19 protein-coding genes are annotated in these 18,914 nt (G+C 71.8%); 15 read left to right on the forward strand and 4 right to left on the reverse strand.

What is annotated here, in order from left to right; genetic code table 11:
- The first annotated feature begins 24 nt into the window (after nt 1-24).
- The 10 genes from GA0070561_RS17950 (at nt 25) to argH (ending at nt 11,802) form a co-directional block, all read left to right on the forward strand.
- A complete protein-coding gene (locus GA0070561_RS17950; RefSeq protein WP_091401997.1) occupies nt 25-2,298 on the forward strand; it encodes a HEAT repeat domain-containing protein in 2,274 nt (757 codons plus the stop codon).
- Nucleotides 2,295-3,125, forward strand: a complete 831-nt coding sequence (locus GA0070561_RS17955; protein WP_244166274.1) for a hypothetical protein — start codon at nt 2,295-2,297, stop codon at nt 3,123-3,125. The genes GA0070561_RS17950 and GA0070561_RS17955 overlap by 4 nt, the downstream gene beginning before the upstream one ends.
- Nucleotides 3,126-3,278: 153 nt before the next feature.
- Nucleotides 3,279-4,280: an N-acetyl-gamma-glutamyl-phosphate reductase gene (gene argC / locus GA0070561_RS17960; protein WP_091401999.1), complete on the forward strand. Its 1,002-nt coding sequence runs from the start codon at nt 3,279-3,281 to the stop codon at nt 4,278-4,280.
- The gene (argJ, locus tag GA0070561_RS17965) at nt 4,277-5,449 is read left to right on the forward strand and encodes a bifunctional glutamate N-acetyltransferase/amino-acid acetyltransferase ArgJ (RefSeq protein WP_091402001.1); all 1,173 of its coding nucleotides are present in this window, start codon (nt 4,277-4,279) and stop codon (nt 5,447-5,449) included. The genes argC and argJ overlap by 4 nt, the downstream gene beginning before the upstream one ends.
- A complete protein-coding gene (argB, locus tag GA0070561_RS17970) occupies nt 5,446-6,351 on the forward strand; it encodes an acetylglutamate kinase (RefSeq protein ID WP_091402003.1) in 906 nt (301 codons plus the stop codon). Before argJ ends, argB begins: the two co-directional genes overlap by 4 nt.
- Nucleotides 6,348-7,577, forward strand: coding sequence for an acetylornithine transaminase (locus tag GA0070561_RS17975; RefSeq protein ID WP_091402006.1), 1,230 nt, complete (start codon nt 6,348-6,350; stop codon nt 7,575-7,577). The genes argB and GA0070561_RS17975 overlap by 4 nt, the downstream gene beginning before the upstream one ends.
- Nucleotides 7,574-8,542: an ornithine carbamoyltransferase gene (gene argF, locus GA0070561_RS17980; protein WP_091402008.1), complete on the forward strand. Its 969-nt coding sequence runs from the start codon at nt 7,574-7,576 to the stop codon at nt 8,540-8,542. The genes GA0070561_RS17975 and argF overlap by 4 nt, the downstream gene beginning before the upstream one ends.
- Complete coding sequence (locus GA0070561_RS17985) at nt 8,539-9,054, forward strand: arginine repressor (RefSeq protein ID WP_091402010.1); 516 nt, start codon at nt 8,539-8,541, stop codon at nt 9,052-9,054. The genes argF and GA0070561_RS17985 overlap by 4 nt, the downstream gene beginning before the upstream one ends.
- Complete coding sequence (locus tag GA0070561_RS17990) at nt 9,051-10,262, forward strand: argininosuccinate synthase (protein WP_091402012.1); 1,212 nt, start codon at nt 9,051-9,053, stop codon at nt 10,260-10,262. The genes GA0070561_RS17985 and GA0070561_RS17990 overlap by 4 nt, the downstream gene beginning before the upstream one ends.
- 76 nt (nt 10,263-10,338) lie before the next feature.
- Complete coding sequence (gene argH / locus GA0070561_RS17995) at nt 10,339-11,802, forward strand: argininosuccinate lyase (RefSeq protein ID WP_091402253.1); 1,464 nt, start codon at nt 10,339-10,341, stop codon at nt 11,800-11,802.
- 43 nt (nt 11,803-11,845) lie between these two features.
- On the opposite strand, the gene GA0070561_RS18000 is transcribed toward argH, so the two are convergent.
- Nucleotides 11,846-12,199 carry an MmcQ/YjbR family DNA-binding protein gene (locus GA0070561_RS18000; RefSeq protein WP_091402014.1) on the reverse strand — a complete coding sequence of 118 codons (354 nt, stop codon included), beginning with the start codon at nt 12,197-12,199 and terminating at the stop codon, nt 11,846-11,848.
- Nucleotides 12,200-12,405: 206 nt separating this feature from the next.
- Nucleotides 12,406-12,831: a DNA-binding protein gene (locus tag GA0070561_RS18005; protein ID WP_091402016.1), complete on the reverse strand. Its 426-nt coding sequence runs from the start codon at nt 12,829-12,831 to the stop codon at nt 12,406-12,408.
- Nucleotides 12,832-12,932: 101 nt separating this feature from the next.
- Between GA0070561_RS18005 and GA0070561_RS18010 the strand changes: the two genes are divergently transcribed.
- The 5 genes from GA0070561_RS18010 (at nt 12,933) to GA0070561_RS18030 (ending at nt 16,962) form a co-directional block, all read left to right on the forward strand.
- Nucleotides 12,933-13,574 carry a DNA-3-methyladenine glycosylase gene (locus GA0070561_RS18010; protein WP_091402255.1) on the forward strand — a complete coding sequence of 214 codons (642 nt, stop codon included), beginning with the start codon at nt 12,933-12,935 and terminating at the stop codon, nt 13,572-13,574.
- Between the two features lie 88 nt (nt 13,575-13,662).
- Nucleotides 13,663-14,748: a WD40/YVTN/BNR-like repeat-containing protein gene (locus GA0070561_RS18015; protein WP_091402017.1), complete on the forward strand. Its 1,086-nt coding sequence runs from the start codon at nt 13,663-13,665 to the stop codon at nt 14,746-14,748.
- 2 nt (nt 14,749-14,750) lie between these two features.
- A complete protein-coding gene (locus tag GA0070561_RS18020; RefSeq protein ID WP_091402019.1) occupies nt 14,751-15,026 on the forward strand; it encodes a ubiquitin-like small modifier protein 1 in 276 nt (91 codons plus the stop codon).
- 161 nt (nt 15,027-15,187) lie between these two features.
- Nucleotides 15,188-16,330 carry an LLM class flavin-dependent oxidoreductase gene (locus GA0070561_RS18025; protein WP_091402257.1) on the forward strand — a complete coding sequence of 381 codons (1,143 nt, stop codon included), beginning with the start codon at nt 15,188-15,190 and terminating at the stop codon, nt 16,328-16,330.
- Nucleotides 16,327-16,962, forward strand: a complete 636-nt coding sequence (locus GA0070561_RS18030; protein WP_091402021.1) for an FMN reductase — start codon at nt 16,327-16,329, stop codon at nt 16,960-16,962. Before GA0070561_RS18025 ends, GA0070561_RS18030 begins: the two co-directional genes overlap by 4 nt.
- On the opposite strand, the gene GA0070561_RS18035 is transcribed toward GA0070561_RS18030, so the two are convergent.
- Together GA0070561_RS18035 and GA0070561_RS18040 are read right to left on the reverse strand one after the other, a co-directional pair.
- Nucleotides 16,955-17,827, reverse strand: coding sequence for a universal stress protein (locus GA0070561_RS18035; protein WP_091402022.1), 873 nt, complete (start codon nt 17,825-17,827; stop codon nt 16,955-16,957). The genes GA0070561_RS18030 and GA0070561_RS18035 overlap by 8 nt on opposite strands.
- Nucleotides 17,828-17,994: 167 nt before the next feature.
- The gene (locus GA0070561_RS18040) at nt 17,995-18,885 is read right to left on the reverse strand and encodes a universal stress protein (protein WP_091402024.1); all 891 of its coding nucleotides are present in this window, start codon (nt 18,883-18,885) and stop codon (nt 17,995-17,997) included.
- Nucleotides 18,886-18,914 lie beyond the last annotated feature (29 nt).

Raw genomic sequence — 18,914 nt, forward strand, 5'->3', positions numbered from 1 at the left:
CGGCACCCCACTGCCTCCGCTGGGATGGAGTGGGATCTGGAGAACCTTCTGCACGACGTGTCGGAGGCACCGGCCGTCGATGACCCGAGTGGTGACGCCGACGATGGTGTGCTGGGCGGATCGCGCGACGGATCAACAGCAACAGGTTCCGACGATGGCGAGGAGAAGCCAGGCCCGGCAGAGGACCTGCCCGAGGAGCCGCCGGAGGAGGAGGCGGACGAACCTGAGGATCTCCCTGACCCTACCGACGTGCTGCGCGGGCTCGCCGGCCTACTGGGTAGGTCGAGCATCGACGTCGGCGATGTTCGGGTTCAGGGGCAGAACGCTACCGGACATGGCGCCGTCGCGATTGGGACGGTCAACGTCACCGCTGCGCGATCCGACGGCGCTGGGCGCGTCTGGTTCGAAACCCTGGCCGAGGCCAGCGTCCGCGAGATCGCCAGCGGGTACGCGCACACGCCCAGTGATCACCGGCTCGACCACCATCTCCAGCACCACCATCTGGTCTGCCTCTCCGGCCCCGTCGGAAGTGGACTGATTACTTCGGCCACCCTGGCGGTGGCTCGGAAACACGGCTTTGGTCGGGTCCGTGTGCTCGGTGTCGAGCAGTTGTCCGATCTGCTCGGCGCTGAGACGCCATTACCCGCCGGTCATGGCTACGTGCTCCGGCTGAGCGAGGTCGTACTCCGCGAGGTCGACGGGTTCACACTCGTGGCGCTAGCTGCCAGGGCTGCGACGTCAGGCACGACACTGGTCCTGGCAGGGGACTTCTCCCGACGGAGACACGACCTCGTCGGCCACGTTGTGGAACACCGTGCAGCCCCGGCGGCTGAGGTATTTCGGGCGCAACTTCGCCATCAACTCAGCGGGCGGTGTGTCGGCTGGTGCGTGGACACGTGCGACGGGCGTTGCCTGGAGCGGTACGTGGACGTGGACTGCGCCGAACATCCACTGTTGTCGGCTTACCTGGCCGGAGAACCCTCACCCAGCGAAGTCCTGAAGGTCGTCGAGACGATCGCTCGGACCGTTCCCAAGGCTGTCACCCTGACCGAGCGGCTGGAGCAGTTTCTGCCGCTTCAACTTCGAGAGCGAGCCGTCGAGATCCTCGACCTGCGACGCGGCGGCGATGAGATCGACGGGTTCACCAACGAGGAGGTGCGAGCGTTCCGCCTCTCCTGCGCCGTGCTTGCCGGCCAGCCCGTGGCCGAGATACACCAGGCAGCTCAACGTCTGGCCCGACTGCACTTTCAGGAAGGGACGTCTAGCGGTGCACCCCTTCGTGCGTCGGCGATCGAGGCGCTGTTGGGGTCGACACTGAGCCAGGCCGTCACCCGGCTGAACGACGTACGCGTGCCGGGTGGGTGCCGGATCGACTTCCCGGCGGGGACGGAGCCGCTCAGATCGGCGCTGCTGGAAGTCGCGTGGACTGAATGGTGGTCTCCGGCAGAGCTCCTCGACTGGCTGGCAGACCTGATCCGGGGAGACCTTCCGGCGGTCCGACAGGCCGCCGCCGGAGCCATCGGCTGGTCGGCGACCCGCGACGTGCAAGCGGCCCTTGACACGGTCGGAGTATTGGCCCGGGAACGGCGCGCCGGGGTTCGGCAGGCTGCGGCCATCGTCCTGGTCGCCATGGCCATGCAGCCGACGTTGCACCATCGGGTCCGAACCGAACTCGGTAGGTGGACCGCCGGCCCGGCAGCTCATCTACGCGACACCGTGGCGCGTGCGTACAGCCTGGGGCTGGCCCAGCTCTGGCCGGATGCGGCGTTGGTGCAGTTGCGCCAGGTGGCGCATGCCCGGATGCAGCGGTGGAACAACTCCGTCGTCCGAGGGCTGGTCGAGGTGTACCGCAATGGTCACGAGGCGAGCGTCGTGCCGGCGCTGGCGGGTTGGACCGCGTCCGCCGATCCCGAGGTACAACTCCACGCCGCGCGGACTCTGCGGGTGCTCGCGGACCGTTGGGCGGAACCGCCCAGAGAACACTGGCCGGAGCTGCTGTACCTGGTCGATCAGGGAACGATTCGTCTGGCCGACCTGGCCGTGCTCTGGGCGACCGCCCTCAGCCTGCCGTGGACGGCATACCGCTCGTGGCGGACCCTCGGATTCTGGCTGGACCGGGCGGACCGGCAGCCGGTCGTCGCCGGCCACTGCCTTCAACTCGTGCGTCACGTGATCGCTGGACAGCCTGCACTGCGTCATCGCCTGGACCATCAGCTCCACCACGTATGGCGTCCCGTGATGCCCCACAACGACCTGCTCGACGACGTGCAACGCCTGATCGATGAGGAGACGCCATGATCATGAATCCGCCTGGTGGTCCCGGCACCAGACCACCCGTACCCACCCAGGTGGACCGTCGTCGTTGGTGGCATGTGCTCTTTCCGCCGGCTGAACTTCCCCTTCCTCCACCCCCACCACCGCCAGTCGTCCCCACCACGGCGACGTTCCGTCAGGACGTCCCGGGGCCGATCCTGGTGCCGGCCAAGGGGGACGCGTTCGACTTCCGGCTGCACGTCGTTTTCAACTGGACCGCGCAGAACATGGCGTACGAGGAGCTTCGGCTCCGCGCCGAGCGCTACCTGGGGTGGGCTGCCGGGATTGTCCGGGAACGGGCGGTGGACTTGGCCCGTGAACACGAGCCTCACCGCTCGCATGATCTTGAGCGTGTGCTGAACGGCCGTCTCGGTGGTCAGCGTTGGCCACGCGAGGGTGCGGTGCCGCACTTCGGTGTACTCATCCGCGTCAGCCCGGACGAGCGGGTCCGAGAGCGGCTCCGGCCGTACTGGGAGGATCGGATCAGGCTTGAGTGTGATCATGAGTTGCAGAAGATCAGGGCGACCCAGGCGGACGAGCTGACTCGTCGCTGGTGTGCGGTGCTGCAGAATCTTGAGGACGATCCGGTGACCTCGCATGCGGCGCGGTTGACTGGTGAGCAGTTCGCCGAGGTGTTCCGCCGGTACGTGGAGGAACGTCGAGAGACTGTTCCCGACCTCATCAAGCTGCTCCGTGAGGCGGTGCGTGGACATGGCGATCTCGGTATGGGGCCGAGTGAGTACACGGAGGCATGGGATGCGGCCCTGAGGACGTACGAGCGTCAGCACGGGTTGTCCGAGCGGGTGAACTGACACGCGGTGTCCTCTGCCGGGATCGTCTGGCAGAGGACACCAGCGCGTTGGTCGGCGCGGTTCATCTGTTCATTACCATGCAGTCGCCTGCATGAACTTGCACTCGTGAGTCGTCCTTGTTAATCTTCGCTGCATAGTCATGCGGAGGTGAGTATGGGGATCCGAGTCGCGGTCGCCGGAGCGAGCGGGTACGCCGGGGGTGAACTGCTGCGCCTGATCGCCGGGCACCCGGAGTTCGACCTGGTCGCCGCCACCGCCCACAGCCAGGCTGGGCACCGCGTCGACGTGGTGCACCCGCAGCTCACCGGGCTCGACCTGGTGCTCGGTGAGACCGATCCGACGATCCTGGCCGATGCGGACCTGGTCTTCCTGGCCCTGCCTCACGGCCAGTCGGCGGCTCTCGCGGCCCAGCTTCCGGCCGAGGTGCGGATCGTCGACCTGGGTGCCGACCACCGGCTCGCCGACCCGTACGCCTGGGCGCAGTACTACGGCGGCACGCACGCCGGGCAGTGGACCTACGGCCTGCCCGAGTTGCCCGGCCAGCGGGAGCTGATCGCCGACTCCACCCGGGTGGCGAACACCGGCTGCTACGCCGCCGCGATCACCCTGGCGCTCGCGCCGCTGATCGCCGACGGCGCGGCCAACCCCGCCGACGTGGTGGTGGTCGCCGCCTCCGGCACCTCCGGCGCCGGCCGGGCGGCCAAGCCGCACCTGTTGGCCAGCGAGGTGATGGGCGACCTGTCGCCGTACCGGGTGGGCACCCACCAGCACGTCCCGGAGATCAAGCAGGCCACCGGCGCGACCGGCCTGTCGTTCACCCCGGTCCTGGCGCCGATGCCGCGCGGCATCCTGGCCACCGTCACCGCGGTGCCGGCGCGCGGCGTCGACCCGCAGGAGGTGCTGGCGCGGGCGTACGCGGACGCGCCGTTCGTGCACGTGCTACCGGCGGGCCGCTGGCCGCACACCGCCGCCACCCTGGGCTCCAACTCGTGTCACCTACAGGCCACCGTCGACGTCGACTCGGGTCGTCTGATCGTGCTCAGCGCGTTGGACAACCTGGGCAAGGGCGCGGCCGGTCAGGCCGTACAGAACGCCAACCTGATGCTCGGCCTGCCGGAGACGACGGGCCTGTCGATGTGGGGAGTCACCCCTTGAGCGTCACCACCCCTCGGGGGTTCCGGGCGGCCGGTGTGGCCGCCGGCCTCAAGACCAGCGGCGGCGCGGACGTCGCCCTGGTGGTCAACGACGGCCCGGACGCCGGAGTGGCCGGTGTCTTCACCACCAACCGGGTCAAGGCCGCGCCGGTGCGCTGGAGCCAGCAGGTCGTGCAGGGCGGTGTGGTCCGCGCCGTGGTGCTCAACTCCGGTGGCGCCAACGCCTGCACCGGTCCGGCCGGCTTCCAGGACACGCACGCCACCGCCGAGCACACCGCCGCCGTGTTGACCTCGGTCAGCCCACGGTTGATCCTCGGCGCCGGTGAGGTCGCGGTCTGCTCGACCGGCCTGATCGGTGAGCGGTTGCCGATGCCGAAGCTGCTGCCGGGCGTCCGCTCGGCGATCCGCGGGCTGTCCCGCGACGGTGGCCCGGCCGCCGCCGAGGCGATCATGACCACGGACACCCGGCCGAAGACCACTGTGGCCCGGGGGAGCGGCTGGACGGTCGGCGGCATGGCCAAGGGCTCCGGGATGCTCGCGCCCGGGATGGCCACCATGCTGTGCGTGCTGACCACCGACGCGGTGGCCGGGCCGGCGACGCTGGACGACGCGTTGCGGGCGGCGACCCGGGTCACCTTCGACCGGGTCGACTCGGACGGCTGCATGTCCACCAACGACACGGTGCTGCTGCTGGCCAGCGGCGCGAGCGGCATCGAGCCGACGCCGGCCGAGCTGGCCGCCGCCGTCACTGCGGCCTGTCACGACCTGGCCCAGCAGTTGGTGGCCGACGCCGAGGGCGCCACCAAGCAGGTCGCCATCGACGTGGTCGGCGCGGCGGACGAGGACGAGGCGGTCGAGGTCGGCCGTACGGTGGCCCGCAACAACCTGGTCAAGACGGCGTTGTTCGGCAACGACCCCAACTGGGGTCGGATCCTCGCCGCCGTCGGCACCACCGCTGCCGCGTTCGAGCCGGACGAGGTGGACGTGGCGGTCAACGGGGTGTGGGTGTGCCGGGGCGGCGCCGCCGCCGAGGACCGCTCGAAGGTCGACCTGACCGGGCGGGACGTGACCATCCGGATCGACCTGCACGCGGGTACGTCGGCCGCCACGATCTGGACCAACGACCTGTCCCACGCGTACGTGCACGAGAACTCGGCCTATTCGACATGAGCCTCAGCAGCGATTTGGCTCGCGCTCAGGTCAAGGCGGAGACGTTGATCGAGGCGCTGCCCTGGTTGGCGCGCTTCACCGGCTCGACGGTCGTGGTCAAGTACGGCGGCAACGCGATGACCGATCCGGAGTTGCAGCGGGCGTTCGCGGCCGACATGGTCTTCCTGCGCTACGCCGGCCTGAAGCCCGTGGTGGTGCACGGCGGCGGTCCGCAGATCTCCGCCATGCTGGGCCGCCTCGGCATCGCCAGCGAGTTCCGGGGTGGTCTGCGGGTGACCACCGCCGAGGCGATGGACGTGGTCCGGATGGTGCTGGTCGGTCAGGTGGGCCGGGAGCTGGTGGGTCTGATCAACTCGCACGGTCCGTACGCCGTCGGCCTCTCCGGCGAGGACGCCCGCCTGTTCACCGCGGTGCGGCGTCCGGCGTACGTGGACGGGGTGCCGGTCGACGTGGGCCAGGTCGGAGACGTCGAGTCGGTCGACGTGTCCGCGGTGACCGACCTGATCGAGGCCGGTCGGATTCCGGTGATCTCCACGGTGGCGCCGGACGTGGAGGGTGTGCTGCACAACCTCAACGCGGACACCGCCGCTGCGGCGCTGGCCATCGCGTTGCGGGCCCGCAAGCTGGTCGTGCTCACCGACGTGGCCGGCCTGTACGCGGACTGGCCGGACACCACCAGCCTGGTCTCCGAGATCGCCGCGGACGACCTGGCCAAGCTGCTGCCCAGCCTGGAGTCGGGGATGGTGCCGAAGATGGAGGCCTGCCTGCGGGCGGTGCGTGGGGGAGTGCCCGCCGCGCACGTCGTCGACGGCCGGGTGGCGCACTCCACGTTGCTCGAGGTGTTCACCTCGGAAGGGTTCGGAACGATGGTGGTGCCGGGAGACGGGACGGACGCGACATGAGCACGTTGGCGCAGCGGTGGAAGCAGTCCATGATGGACAACTACGGCACGCCGCCGATGGCGTTGGTCTCCGGTCACGGTGCCGTCGTGGTCGACGACGCCGGCCGGGAGTACCTGGACCTGGTGGGTGGCATCGCGGTCAACGCCCTCGGTCACGCCCACCCGGCGGTGGTGGCGGCGGTGTCGAAGCAGGTCGCGACCCTTGGGCACGTCTCCAACCTCTATGTGGCCGAGCCGCCGGTCGCCCTCGCCGAGCTGCTGTTGGCGCTCGCCGGCCGACCGGGCCGGGTGTTCTTCGCCAACTCGGGCGCGGAGGCCAACGAGGCGGCGTTCAAGCTCTCCCGCCGCACCGGCCGCACCCACGTGGTGGCCACCAGGGGCGGCTTCCATGGCCGCACCATGGGCGCCCTCGCGCTGACCGGCCAACCGGCCAAGGCGGACCCGTTCCGGCCGCTGCCCGGCGAGGTGACCCACGTCGACTACGGCGATGTCGCCGCCCTCGAAGCGGCCGTCTCCGAGGCCACCGCCATGGTGATCCTGGAACCCGTCCAGGGTGAGAACGGTGTGCTGGTCCCGCCGGCCGGGTACCTCGCCGCGGCCCGGCGGATCACCGCCCGGCACGGCGCGCTGCTGGTCCTCGACGAGGTGCAGACCGGCGTCGGGCGTACCGGGCACTGGTTCGCGCACCAGGCCGAGGGTGTGGAGCCGGACGTGGTCACCCTGGCCAAGGGGCTGGGTGGCGGGCTGCCGATCGGCGCGATGCTGGCCTTCGGCCCCGCCGCGGACCTGCTCACCCCCGGCTCGCACGGCACCACGTTCGGCGGCAACCCGGTCAGTTGCGCGGCGGCGCTCGCCGTGGTGGCGACCATCGCCAACGAGGGCCTGCTCGACAACGTCAAGCGGGTCGGTGAGCGGCTGCGTCGCGGCATCGAGGCGCTGGGCCACCCGCTGATCGCCGAGGTACGCGGCGCCGGTCTGCTGCTCGGCGTGGCGCTCACCGCGCCGGTGGCGTCGGTGCTGGCCGAGGCCCTGCGGGAAGCCGGCTTCCTGGTCAACCCGGTGCAGCCGGGTGTGATCCGGCTGGCCCCACCGCTGATCCTCACCGCCGCCCAGGCGGACACCTTCCTCGCGGCGCTGCCCGCCGCACTGGACGCGACCGCCCCGGCCGCCGCCGGCGCGCAGATCGCACCAGCCACAGTGGCCACCACGACGGGGACGACTCGATGACCCGGCACTTCCTGCGCGACGACGACCTCTCGCCAGCCGAACAGTCAGCGGTCCTCGACCTGGCGGCGCGAATGAAGGCGGACCGGTTCGGCCACCGGCCACTGGTCGGCCCCCGCTCGGTGGCGGTGCTCTTCGACAAGCAGAGCCTGCGGACCAGGATCTCGTTCGACGCCGGCATCGCCGAGCTGGGCGGGCACCCCCTGGTGGTGGACACGCAGGTCACCCACTTCGGTCGCGGTGAGTCGCTCGCCGACGCGGGGCGGGTGCTGTCGCGCTACGTCGCGGCGATCGTGCTGCGGACCCACGGTGACGAGCGGATCGCCGAGGTGGCGGCGGGCGCCACCGTGCCGGTGGTCAACGCGCTCACCGACGGTTTCCACCCGTGCCAGCTGCTGGCCGACCTGCTCACCATCCGGGAGCGGTGCGGTGGCACGGCCGGGCGCACGCTGGCGTACGTGGGGGACGGCGCGAACAACATGGCGCAGTCGTACCTGCTGGCCGGGACGACCGCCGGGATGCACGTGCGGATCGCCGGCCCGGCCGGGTTCGCGCCGGACGCGGCAGTGGTGGAACGAGCCGCCCAGATCGGCGCGGAGACCGGCGGGTCGGTGCGGGTGCTGACCGACCCGGCCCAGGCGGTACGCGACGCCGACGTGCTGGCCACCGACACCTGGACGTCGATGGGGCAGGAGTCCGACGGGTTGGACCGGATCACCCCGTTCCTGCCGTATCAGGTCAACAAGGAGCTGCTCGGTCAGGCCGCACCGGACGCGATCGTGCTGCACTGCCTGCCCGCACACCGCGGCGAGGAGATCACCGACGAGGTGCTCGACGGCCCGCAGAGCGCGGTCTTCGACCAGGCGGAGAACCGGCTGCACGCGCAGAAGGCGCTGCTGACGTTCCTGCTGGGAACCGCGACGGAAGGCGCCGCGACCGGCGACACCACCACCGGGGGGCCGCGATGACCGCGCCGCTGACTCGCGCCGCCCGGCACGCCCGGATCGTGGAGCTGATCCGCGACCGGTCGATCCGGTCGCAGACCGAGCTGGCCGACCTGCTCGCCGCCGACGGCGTGGGCGTCACCCAGGCCACCCTCTCGCGGGACCTGGAGGAGTTGGGCGCGGTCAAGGTGCGCGGCGGCGACGGCCCTGCCGTCTACCTGATCCCCGAGGACGGGCAACGGCCGTTGCGCGACGCCGAGGCCGCGCCGGCCCGGCTGGTACGGCTGCTGCGCGAACTGCTCAACGGGGTCGACTCCAGCGGCAACATCGCCGTGCTGCGGACACCGCCGGGCGCAGCCCAGTACCTGGCCAGCGCGTTGGACCGGGCGGGCCTGCCCGAGATCGTCGGCACCATCGCCGGCGACGACACCATCCTCGTCGTGGCCCGGGAGGCCGTCGGCGGGGCCGCACTCGGAGACAAGCTCGCCGGCTGGGCCCGCCGGGAAGACACCGCTGAAGGGAACACCACGTCATGACCGAGCGGGTCGTGCTCGCGTACTCCGGCGGGTTGGACACCTCCGTCGCCATTCCGTACCTGTCCGAGCAGACCGGCGCCGAGGTGATCGCGGTCGCTGTCGACGTCGGGCAGGGCGGTGAGGATCTCGACGCCATCCGGCAGCGTGCCCTGGACTGCGGCGCCGCCGAGTCCGAGGTGGTGGACGCGCGCGACGAGTTCGCCGCCGACTACTGCCTGCCGGCGATCCGGGCCAACGCGCTCTACATGGACCGCTACCCCCTGGTGTCGGCGCTGTCCCGGCCGCTGATCGTCAAGCACCTGGTGGCGGCGGCGCGCAAGCACGGCGGCACGATCGTGTCGCACGGCTGCACCGGCAAGGGCAACGACCAGGTCCGGTTCGAGGTGGGCCTGAACGCGCTGGCCCCCGACCTGAAGATCATCGCGCCGGCCCGGGACTTTGCCTGGACCCGGGACAAGGCGATCGCCTTCGCCGAGGAGAAGGGCCTGCCGATCGACGTGTCGGCCAAGTCGCCGTACTCGATCGACCAGAACCTGTGGGGTCGCGCGGTGGAGACCGGCTTCCTGGAGGACATCTGGAACGCTCCCGTCGAGGACCTCTACTCGTACACCTCCGACCCGACCCAGGAGCGCGACCCCGACGAGGTCGTGATCACCTTCGACGGCGGCGTGCCGGTGGCGATCGACGGTGAAACGGTCACCCCGTACCAGGCGATCCTGGAGCTCAACCGGCGCGCCGGCGCTCAGGGCGTGGGCCGGCTCGACATGGTCGAGGACCGCCTGGTCGGCATCAAGAGCCGAGAGGTGTACGAGGCGCCTGGCGCGATCGCGCTGATCACCGCCCACCAGGAGTTGGAGGCGGTGACCGTCGAGCGGGACCTGGCCCGGTTCAAGAAGGGCGTCGACCAGCGCTGGGGCGAACTCGTCTACGACGGGCTGTGGTTCTCGCCGCTGAAGGACTCGCTGGACGCGTTCATCGACGACGCGCAGCGGCACGTGAGCGGCGAGGTACGGATGATCCTGCACGGCGGCCGGGCCACGGTGACCGGCCGGCGCTCCGAGGCGAGCCTCTACGACTTCGGGATGGCCACCTACGACACCGGCGACACCTTCGACCAGTCCCTGGCCAAGGGCTTCGTGCAGCTGTGGGGGCTGCCGAGCCGGATGGCCGCCGCTCGGGACGCCCGGTTGGGCGGTGGCGGACAGTGACAGGTGTGAGCGCGAAGACCGAGCAGGCGCGGCGAGCGGGCCCCGCAGTCGCGAGCGAGAGGCAACCAACGCAATGATGGGCGACGTGGACGACAAGAGCCTGACCGAGAACAGCGCCGCCACCAACCGGACGAGCCTCTGGGGTGGCCGGTTCGCGGGCGGCCCCGCCGAGGCGCTCGCCCGACTGTCGGTGAGCGTGCAGTTCGACTGGCGCCTGGCCCCGTACGACATCGCCGGTTCCCGGGCGCACGCCCGGGTCCTCGCCGGCGCCGGTCTGCTGGATCCGGAGGAGCTGGGCCGGATGCTGGCCGCGCTGGACGACCTGGAGGCGGCCTGCGCCTCCGGAACGTTCCGCCCCACCATCGACGACGAGGACGTGCACACCGCGTTGGAGCGCGGTCTGCTGGAGCGTCTCGGCAGCCTCGGTGGCAAGCTGCGCGCCGGCCGGTCCCGCAACGACCAGGTCGCCACCGACCTGCGGCTCTACCTGCGCGACCACGCCCGGGGCGTGGCCAGCCGCCTGGTCGAGCTGGCGGAGGCGCTGGTCGAGCAGGCCGAGCGGCACATCGACACCGCCGCGCCGGGGATGACCCACCTCCAGCACGCCCAGCCGGTCACCTTCGGGCACTGGCTGCTCGCCCACGTGCAGCCGCTGCTGCGCGATCTGGAGCGGCTGTGCGACTGGGACCACCGGGCGGCGATCAGCCCGCTCGGCGCGGGCGCCCTGGCCGGTTCCGGGCTCCCCCTGGACCCGGTGGCGGTGGCCAAGGAGCTGGGCTTCCGTACGTCGTTCGCCAACTCGATGGACGCCGTCGCCGACCGGGACTTCGTGGCCGAGTTCCTCTTCACCACCGCCCTGATCGGGGTGCACCTGTCCCGGCTCGGCGAGGAGGTGGTGCTCTGGACCTCGCACGAGTTCGGCTGGGTGGAGCTGGACGACTCCTTCGCCACCGGCTCGTCGATCATGCCGCAGAAGAAGAACGCGGACATCGCCGAGCTGGCCCGGGGCAAGTCCGGGCGTCTGGTCGGCGGCCTGATGACAGTGCTCACCATGCTCAAGGGCCTGCCGATGACCTACGACCGGGACATGCAGGAGGACAAGGAGCCGGCCTTCGACGCGGTCGACACCCTGGAACTGCTGCTTCCGGCCCTGGCGGGAATGATCTCCACGATGACGGTCCGGGTGGACCGCCTCGTCGCCGCCGCCCCGGTCGGCTTCTCCCTCGCCACCGAGGTCGCCGACTGGCTGGTCCGACGCAACGTGCCGTTCCGCGACGCGCACGAGATCACCGGCCAGTTGGTGGCGCTCTGCGCGGCTCGGGAGTGCGAGCTGAACGACGTCTCCGACGAGGACCTGGCCGCGATCAGCGGGCACCTCGACCCGTCGGTGCGCGACGTGCTCTCGGTCCGTTCGGCTCTCGCGGCCCGGACCACCCCCGGTTCCACCGGCCCCGGCCCGGTCGCCGACCAGCTCGCCGACGCGGCGGACCGGCTGGCCAGCTGGCGGGAGTGGGCCTCCGAGCGGGTCGTCCCGCGCTGAGCTGTGCCGTGGCGTCGGCGCTGGCCGCCGGCGCCGCGGCGGTTCAGGCCGTCGGGCGCTCCCGCTTGGGGAGCTTGGCCACCACCATGTCGTACGACGAGTCGACCGCCTCGGTCAGCTCCTCGTCGTCGATCCCGCCGTCCAGGCGCAGCGTGTTCCACCCGGACCGGCCGATGTAGGGCATCACGCTGGCGTCGCCGGGGTGTCGGTGCAACCACTCGTCGGCCACCTCCCGCGTCGGCCCGCACTTGATGCCGACCGTCGGTTTGCCGCTGTCGCTGCCGAGGAACGCGAAGATCCGGCCGCCCACCTTCACCACCTCGTCGCCCTCCCACGGCTGGTCCAGCCACGCTCCCGGCTTGGCCAGGCAGTACGCCAGCATCTCCGCGCGCTCCATGGGTGCCTCCTCGTCGTGCGCACAGTGTGCCCGTCCCGCAGCCGTCGCAGGCGCGGCGTGCCGATCCGGGCGTCGGCCTGCTCTATCGGCGCCGGCCCAACCCCGCTCGGGAAGGTCGCGCTCGATCCGGGATCTGGTGGTCTCCGCCGAGGTCGAGGCCACTACTTCCATGTTCGAGCACGATCTCGCACATGCGAGCGCTGTCGTCAGGGCGTCTGCTCGGCCGAGCGGGCGGCGACCCGCTCGTAGCGCTGCCGGGCCGCCTGTGCGCTGCCCAGCCCCAGCCCGTACGCGATCGCCTGCCAGGTCAGCCCCCGGTCGCGGGCCAGCGTCAGCAGCCCGGCCTCCAGGGCGTCCAGCTCGGCGCGGACGTGGGGCAGCAGGGTCAGCGCGGCGGTGAGGTCGGCGGCGTCGATCGGCTCCTCCGCGGGTTCGCGCTCGGCCCCGCCGGCGGCCAGCGCGGTGACCAGGGCGACCGCCTCCCACGGGTCGAGCACGTACGGGTGGGCCCACCGGCCCCGCCGCGTGTCGGTGCCGGCGTGCCGCTCGCTGATCCGCTGTAACGCCTCGTACGTCCGGTGGGCGCGGGCCCGGCCCGGGTCCGGCGCGGTGAAGGTGTCCTCGGTCGTCATACCCCGAGCACACCCCATCAACAAAGTATTGTCAACAGATCGTTCAAGTCTCCACCGTCCCGCACGGGTGTCGGTGCGGCGGGATGGGTACCGTCGGGGACATGGCCCTGTCCTCCGGTGACCGCACCACCGACACCGACCTGGCGGCCCTGGCGGACCTGCTCGCCGGCCCACTGCTGCCGGCGGCGCGCGGGCTGCTGGGCTGCCGACTGCACGCCGGCGGGGTCACCGCCCGGATCACCGAGGTCGAGGCGTACGCGGGAAGTGGCGGCGATCCCGCCTCGCACGCCCACCGGGGGCGCACCCCGCGCAACGCCGTGATGTTCGGCCCCGCCGGGTACGCCTACGTGTACTTCACCTACGGGATGCACTGGTGCATGAACGTGGTCACCGGGGTCGAGGGGGAGGCCTCCGCCGTGCTGCTGCGCGCCGGTGAGGTGGTCGACGGGCTGGCCACGGCACGGGAGCGCCGGCCGGCCATCCGGCGGGACCTGGACCTGGCCCGCGGACCGGCCCGGCTCTGCTCCGCGCTCGGCATCGACCGCGAGGCGTACGGGGCGTACCTGCTCGGCGACGGCCCGGTCCGCCTGCGGCCCCCGGCCCGGCCGGTGCCGTCGGAGACGGTGGTGGCGGGCCCTCGGGTCGGGGTGACGGGCGCCCACGATCTGCCCTGGCGGTTCTGGCTCGACGGCGATCCCACGGTCAGCGCGTACCGCCGGCACGTGCCGCGCGTCCGGCGCTGAGCGCGCCGTCCGGCGTGTGGGCGGCGAAGTCTGTCGGGGGGTGTGGCCATAATCACCGGACCTGCTCACCGACGGTTCGGAGGACGTCATGGCGACACTGCTCGCGATCGGCACAGCCAAGGGATTGTTTCTCGCCACCAGCACCGACGACCGGCGCAGTTGGGAGATCACCGGCCCGCACTTTCCGATGACCGGTGTCTACGCGGTGGCGGTCGACACCCGTCGTTCCACCCCACGGCTGCTCGCCGGCATGACCAGCTCACACTTCGGCCCCAGCGTCGCCACCAGCGACGACCTCGGCGCCTCCTGGGACGAGCCCGACCAGGCGCCGGTCGCGTTTCCGGCCGACACCGGCGTCTCCCTCGGCCGGGTCTGGCAGTTGATGCCGGCCGGCCCCGACGAGCCGGACGTCATCTGGGCCGGCACCGAGCCCTCGGCGTTGTTCAAGTCCACCGACGGTGGCCGCAGCTTCGAGCTGGTCCGTTCCCTCTGGGACCACCCGCACCGCCCGCAGTGGGAGGCCGGGTTCGGTGGCCAGGCCGTGCACACCGTGCTGCCCCACCCGCGTGACCCGGCTCGGCTGCTGGTCGCGATGTCCACCGGCGGGGTCTACCGCTCGGAGGACGCCGGGGCGAGTTGGGCGCCGGGCAACACCGGCATCCGCGCCTACTTCATGCCCGACGAGTGGCCGGAGTTCGGCCAGTGCGTGCACAAGGTCGCCCGGGACGCCGGCAACCCCGAACGGCTGTACGCGCAGAACCACCACGGCGTCTACCGCTCCGATGACGACGGCCGCACCTGGTCCTCGATCGCCGATGGGCTGCCCAGCGACTTCGGCTTCCCGATGGTGGCCCACCCGGGGCGCGGTGGCGTGGTGTGGACCTTCCCGTTGGTCGCCGACGGCGAGCGGTTCCCGACCGACCACCGCTGCCGGGTGTTCCGCTCCACCGACGCCGGCGGCAAGTGGGAGCCGCTGTCGGTCGGGCTGCCCGAGGGCCCGTTCTATCCGGCGGTGCTGCGCGATGCGATGTGCGCCGACGACGCCACCCCCGGCGGGGTCTACTTCGGCACCCGGTCCGGCTCGGTCTTCGCCAGTCGCGACGAGGGCGACTCCTGGTCGACGGTCGCGGCGCACCTGCCCGACGTGCTCTGCGTTCGGGCAGCGGAGGTCTGAGCGTGGTCACCGTGCTGCTGCCCGGCCCGCTGCGCGGCGAGGCCGGGGGCGCCAGTCGGCTGAACGTCACCGCCACCGGCACGCTGCGGGCGGTCCTCGACGAGATGGCCGTCGCGCACCCCAGGCTGGCCCGGCGCATCCGCGACGAGCGCGGCGAGCTGCGCCGCTACGTCAACGTCTTCGTCGACGGGGAAGACTGCCGGCACTCCGGCGGTCTGGAGACGCCGGTCAAGGACGGCGCGGAGGTGCAGGTGCTGCCCTCGGTGGCGGGCGGCTGACCGGGCCGACACCGAGGGGATTCCCGGCCCGATGTCCCGTTCCGGGGGTGACCGGCGCCACTGCGGGGCGTCCCGCCGGCGGAATAGTTGCGTCGTCAAATAAGTTGTGAGCTGCGTCCGGGTACCACGACGGCACCCGGTTGACACGCGAGGAGCTGGTCATGCAGTTCGGAATCTTCACCGTCGGTGACGTCACCGTCGATCCGACCACCGGTCGGGAGCCGACCGAGCATGAGCGGATCAAGGCGATGGTCGCGATCGCGTTGAAGGCCGAGGAGGTCGGTCTCGACGTCTTCGCCACCGGCGAGCACCACAACCCGCCGTTCGTGCCGTCGTCACCGACCACCATGCTCGGCTACATCGCGGCGCGCACCGAGCGGCTGCTGCTGTCCACCGCCACCACGCTGATCACCACCAACGACCCGGTGAAGATCGCCGAGGACTACGCGATGCTCCAGCACCTCTCCGACGGCCGGGTGGACCTCATGATGGGCCGCGGCAACACCGGCCCGGTCTACCCGTGGTTCGGCAAGGACATCCGCGCCGGCATCCCCCTGGCCATCGAGAACTACGACCTGCTGCACCGGCTGTGGCGCGAGGACGTGGTCGACTGGAAGGGCAAGTACCGCACCCCGTTGCAGTCGTTCACCTCGACGCCGCGCCCGCTCGACGGCGTGCCTCCGTTCGTCTGGCACGGCTCGATCCGCAGCCCGGAGATCGCCGAGCAGGCCGCCTACTACGGCGACGGCTTCTTCGCCAACCACATCTTCTGGCCCAAGGAGCACACCCAGCGGATGATCGCGCTCTACCGCCAGCGGTACGCGCACTACGGTCACGGCTCCGCCGACCAGGCCATCGTCGGCCTCGGTGGGCAGGTGTTCATGCGCCGCAACTCGCAGGACGCGGTCCGGGAGTTCCGGCCCTACTTCGACAACGCCCCGGTCTACGGGCACGGGCCGTCGCTGGAGGAGTTCACCCGGGAGACCCCGCTGACCGTGGGCAGCCCGCAGCAGGTCATCGACCGCACGCTCGGCTTCCGGGAGTACGTCGGTGACTACCAGCGGCAGCTGTTCCTGATGGACCACGCCGGGTTGCCGCTGAAGACGGTGCTGGAGCAGCTCGACCTGCTCGGCGAGGAGGTCGTGCCGGTGCTGCGCAAGGAGTTCGCCGCGCTGCGCCCGGCGCACGTGCCGGCGGCGCCGACGCACGCCTCGCTGGTCGCCGCCGCGGGCGGTGCCAAGGACAGCACCGTGCACGCCGTCGACGACGTGACGGGCAAGGCGCCGGAGGGGGCGACCCGATGATCCGCCGCACCCTGGCCGTGGTCTCGGCGGGGCTGAGTCAGCCCTCGTCGACCCGGCTGCTCGCCGACCAGCTCGCCGCGGCCACCCGCGACGAGCTGGTCCGGCGCGGCTCCGAAGTGGAGCTGCACGTCGTCGACCTGCGCGAGTACGCCCACGACGTGGTGAACAACATGCTCACCGGGTTCGCGCCTTCAGCGCTGCGCGAGGTCATCGACACGGTGACCGGGGCGGACGGGCTCATCGCCGTCACCCCGATCTTCAGCGCCTCGTACAACGGGCTGTTCAAGTCGTTCTTCGACGTGTTGGATTCCGAGTCGCTGGTCGACCGGCCGGTGCTGATCGGCGCGACCGGCGGCACCGCCCGGCACTCGTTGGCACTGGAGCACGCCGTCCGCCCGATGTTCGCCTACCTTCGGTCGGTGGTCGTCCCGACCGCGGTCTTCGCCGCCCCGGAGGACTGGGCCGACGGCACCGCCGATGGCGCGTTGCGCGCTCGGATCCGGCGCGCCGCCGGGGAGTTGGCCGACCAGATCGAGCGCCGGCCACCGGCCACCGGGCCGGCCGACCCCTTCGCCCTCACCACCGACTTCCTGCAGATGCTCGGCCGAGGTGACGGCGAGCCGGTCAACTGACCGGGTGGGCGACCAGCACCGGGCAGTGCGCGTGCTGGATCGCCGCCTGACTGACCGACCCGAGCAGCAGACCGGCGAACCCGGCCCGGCCCCGGGTGCCCACGACCAGCAGCGACGCCGTGCCGCTGGCCTCGATGAGCCCCTGGGCCGCGCCGGCCGCCCGGACCGGATGCTCGCGCACCACAAGGTCGGGGTGTTCGGCGCGCGCCACGGCGGAGGCGTCGGCCAGGAGCCGCACCGCCTCGGCCTGGTACGCGGCCTGCGACTCCTCGATCTCCTCCGGCACCGCCCGGTCCCCGTCCGAAGGACCGACGTGCACCAGCACCAGCGGCACGTCCCGCAGCGCCGCCTCGTCGGCGCCCAGACTCACGGCGAGTCGGGACGACTCGGACCCGTCCACGCCCACCAGCACCGGACCGTCCACCGGGATCGGCTGCTCGTCCGGGCGGACCACCAGCACCGGGCAGTGCGCGTGCGCGGCCACCTGCGTGCCGACCGAGCCGAGCAGCAGCCCGGCGAACCCGCCCAGGCCACGGCTGCCCACCACGACCAGCTCCGCCCGGCGGGACTCCTCGATCATGGTGGCCCCCGGGCCCCCGAGGACCTGACGCACCTCGACGGCGAGGCCGGGCCACCGGCCGGTCAGCTCGGCCGCCGCGCGCTCCAACATCTGCTGCGCCTCCTCGGAGGGCGCTGGAACCCCGAGGTCGTACGGGTTGAGCGGCACACCGTAGCCGGACAGATGCAGGTAGCCGTGCACCAGGAGCAGCGGTCGGGACCGGAGCACGGCGGCCCGCGCCGCGTGTTCGGCGGCGACGAGGCTGGACGGCGATCCGTCCACGCCCACCACGACAGGTCGGTTCATCGGCGCTCCCTGGGTCGGTCAGCCCATTGTCGGCGGTTCGCAGCCGTCACGGCGCCGAACGCGCCGGCAACGGCTGACCGAACGCGCCGGCCAGGCGTTGTGACGTGACACCGAACGCGGTCCGCGCCGGCCGTGGGGGGACGGCCGGCGCGGAGGGGGAGGAGGTGTCAGTCCGTCCGATCCTCGCGGCGGTGCCGAACGACCACCACCGGGCTGTGCGAGTGATGTAGCACCGTGTGACTCACCGAGCCGAGCAGCATGCCGGCCAGCGCGCCACGGCCGCGTGCACCGACCACGGTGAGCTGCGCTGAGGCCGACTCCTCCACGAGCATTCGCGCTGGCGCGCCGTACGCCACGCGGCGCCGTACCGGCACGTCGGGGTAGCGCTCGGACCAGCCGGCGATCGCCTCGGCGAGCACCCGCTCCTCCTCGGCGGCGAGCGCCTCCACGTTGTAGGCCGCCGGCAGGAGGTCGCTCGGCGCGACCGGGATGACCCAGGCGTGCACGGCCACCAGTTCGGCGTCCCGCAGCGCGGCCTCCTCGAAGGCGAACCCCAGCGCCTGGGCGGACAGGTTCGAGCCGTCGACTCCGACCAGGACCGGTCCGTCGGCGCGGGCCTCACCCTTGACGACGAGCACCGGGCAGTCGGCGTGGGCGGAGACCTGCACCGCCACCGAGCCGATCAGCAGCCCGCCGAAGCCGCCCAGGCCCCGGCTGCCGAGCACCAGCAGGGCGGCGTCGCGGGCCTCGGCCAGCAGCACCGGCGCGGCTGCACCGTCCACCACCGAGCCGGTGACGGCGACCTCCGGTGCGACCTTGCCGGCCTCGGTCACCGCCTCGGCGACGAACCGCTCCGCCTGATGGCGGAATCCGGCCTCCAGGGGGGCGCCCGGCGCCGGTGTCAACGACACGTCGTAGAGCGACCAGATGAACGCGTGCACCACCCGCAGCGGGCGGCTCCGCGTCGCGGCCTCCCGGGCGGCGACACGCACCGCCTCCAGCGCCGAGGTCGAGCCGTCCACAGCCACCACCACGGGGGCACCGGATCTGTTTGTCATCAGTCCTCCTTCGTTCCGTCTTCATCCTC

The sequence above is a fragment of the Micromonospora saelicesensis genome (assembly GCF_900091575.1).
GTDB lineage: Bacteria > Actinomycetota > Actinomycetes > Mycobacteriales > Micromonosporaceae > Micromonospora > Micromonospora saelicesensis.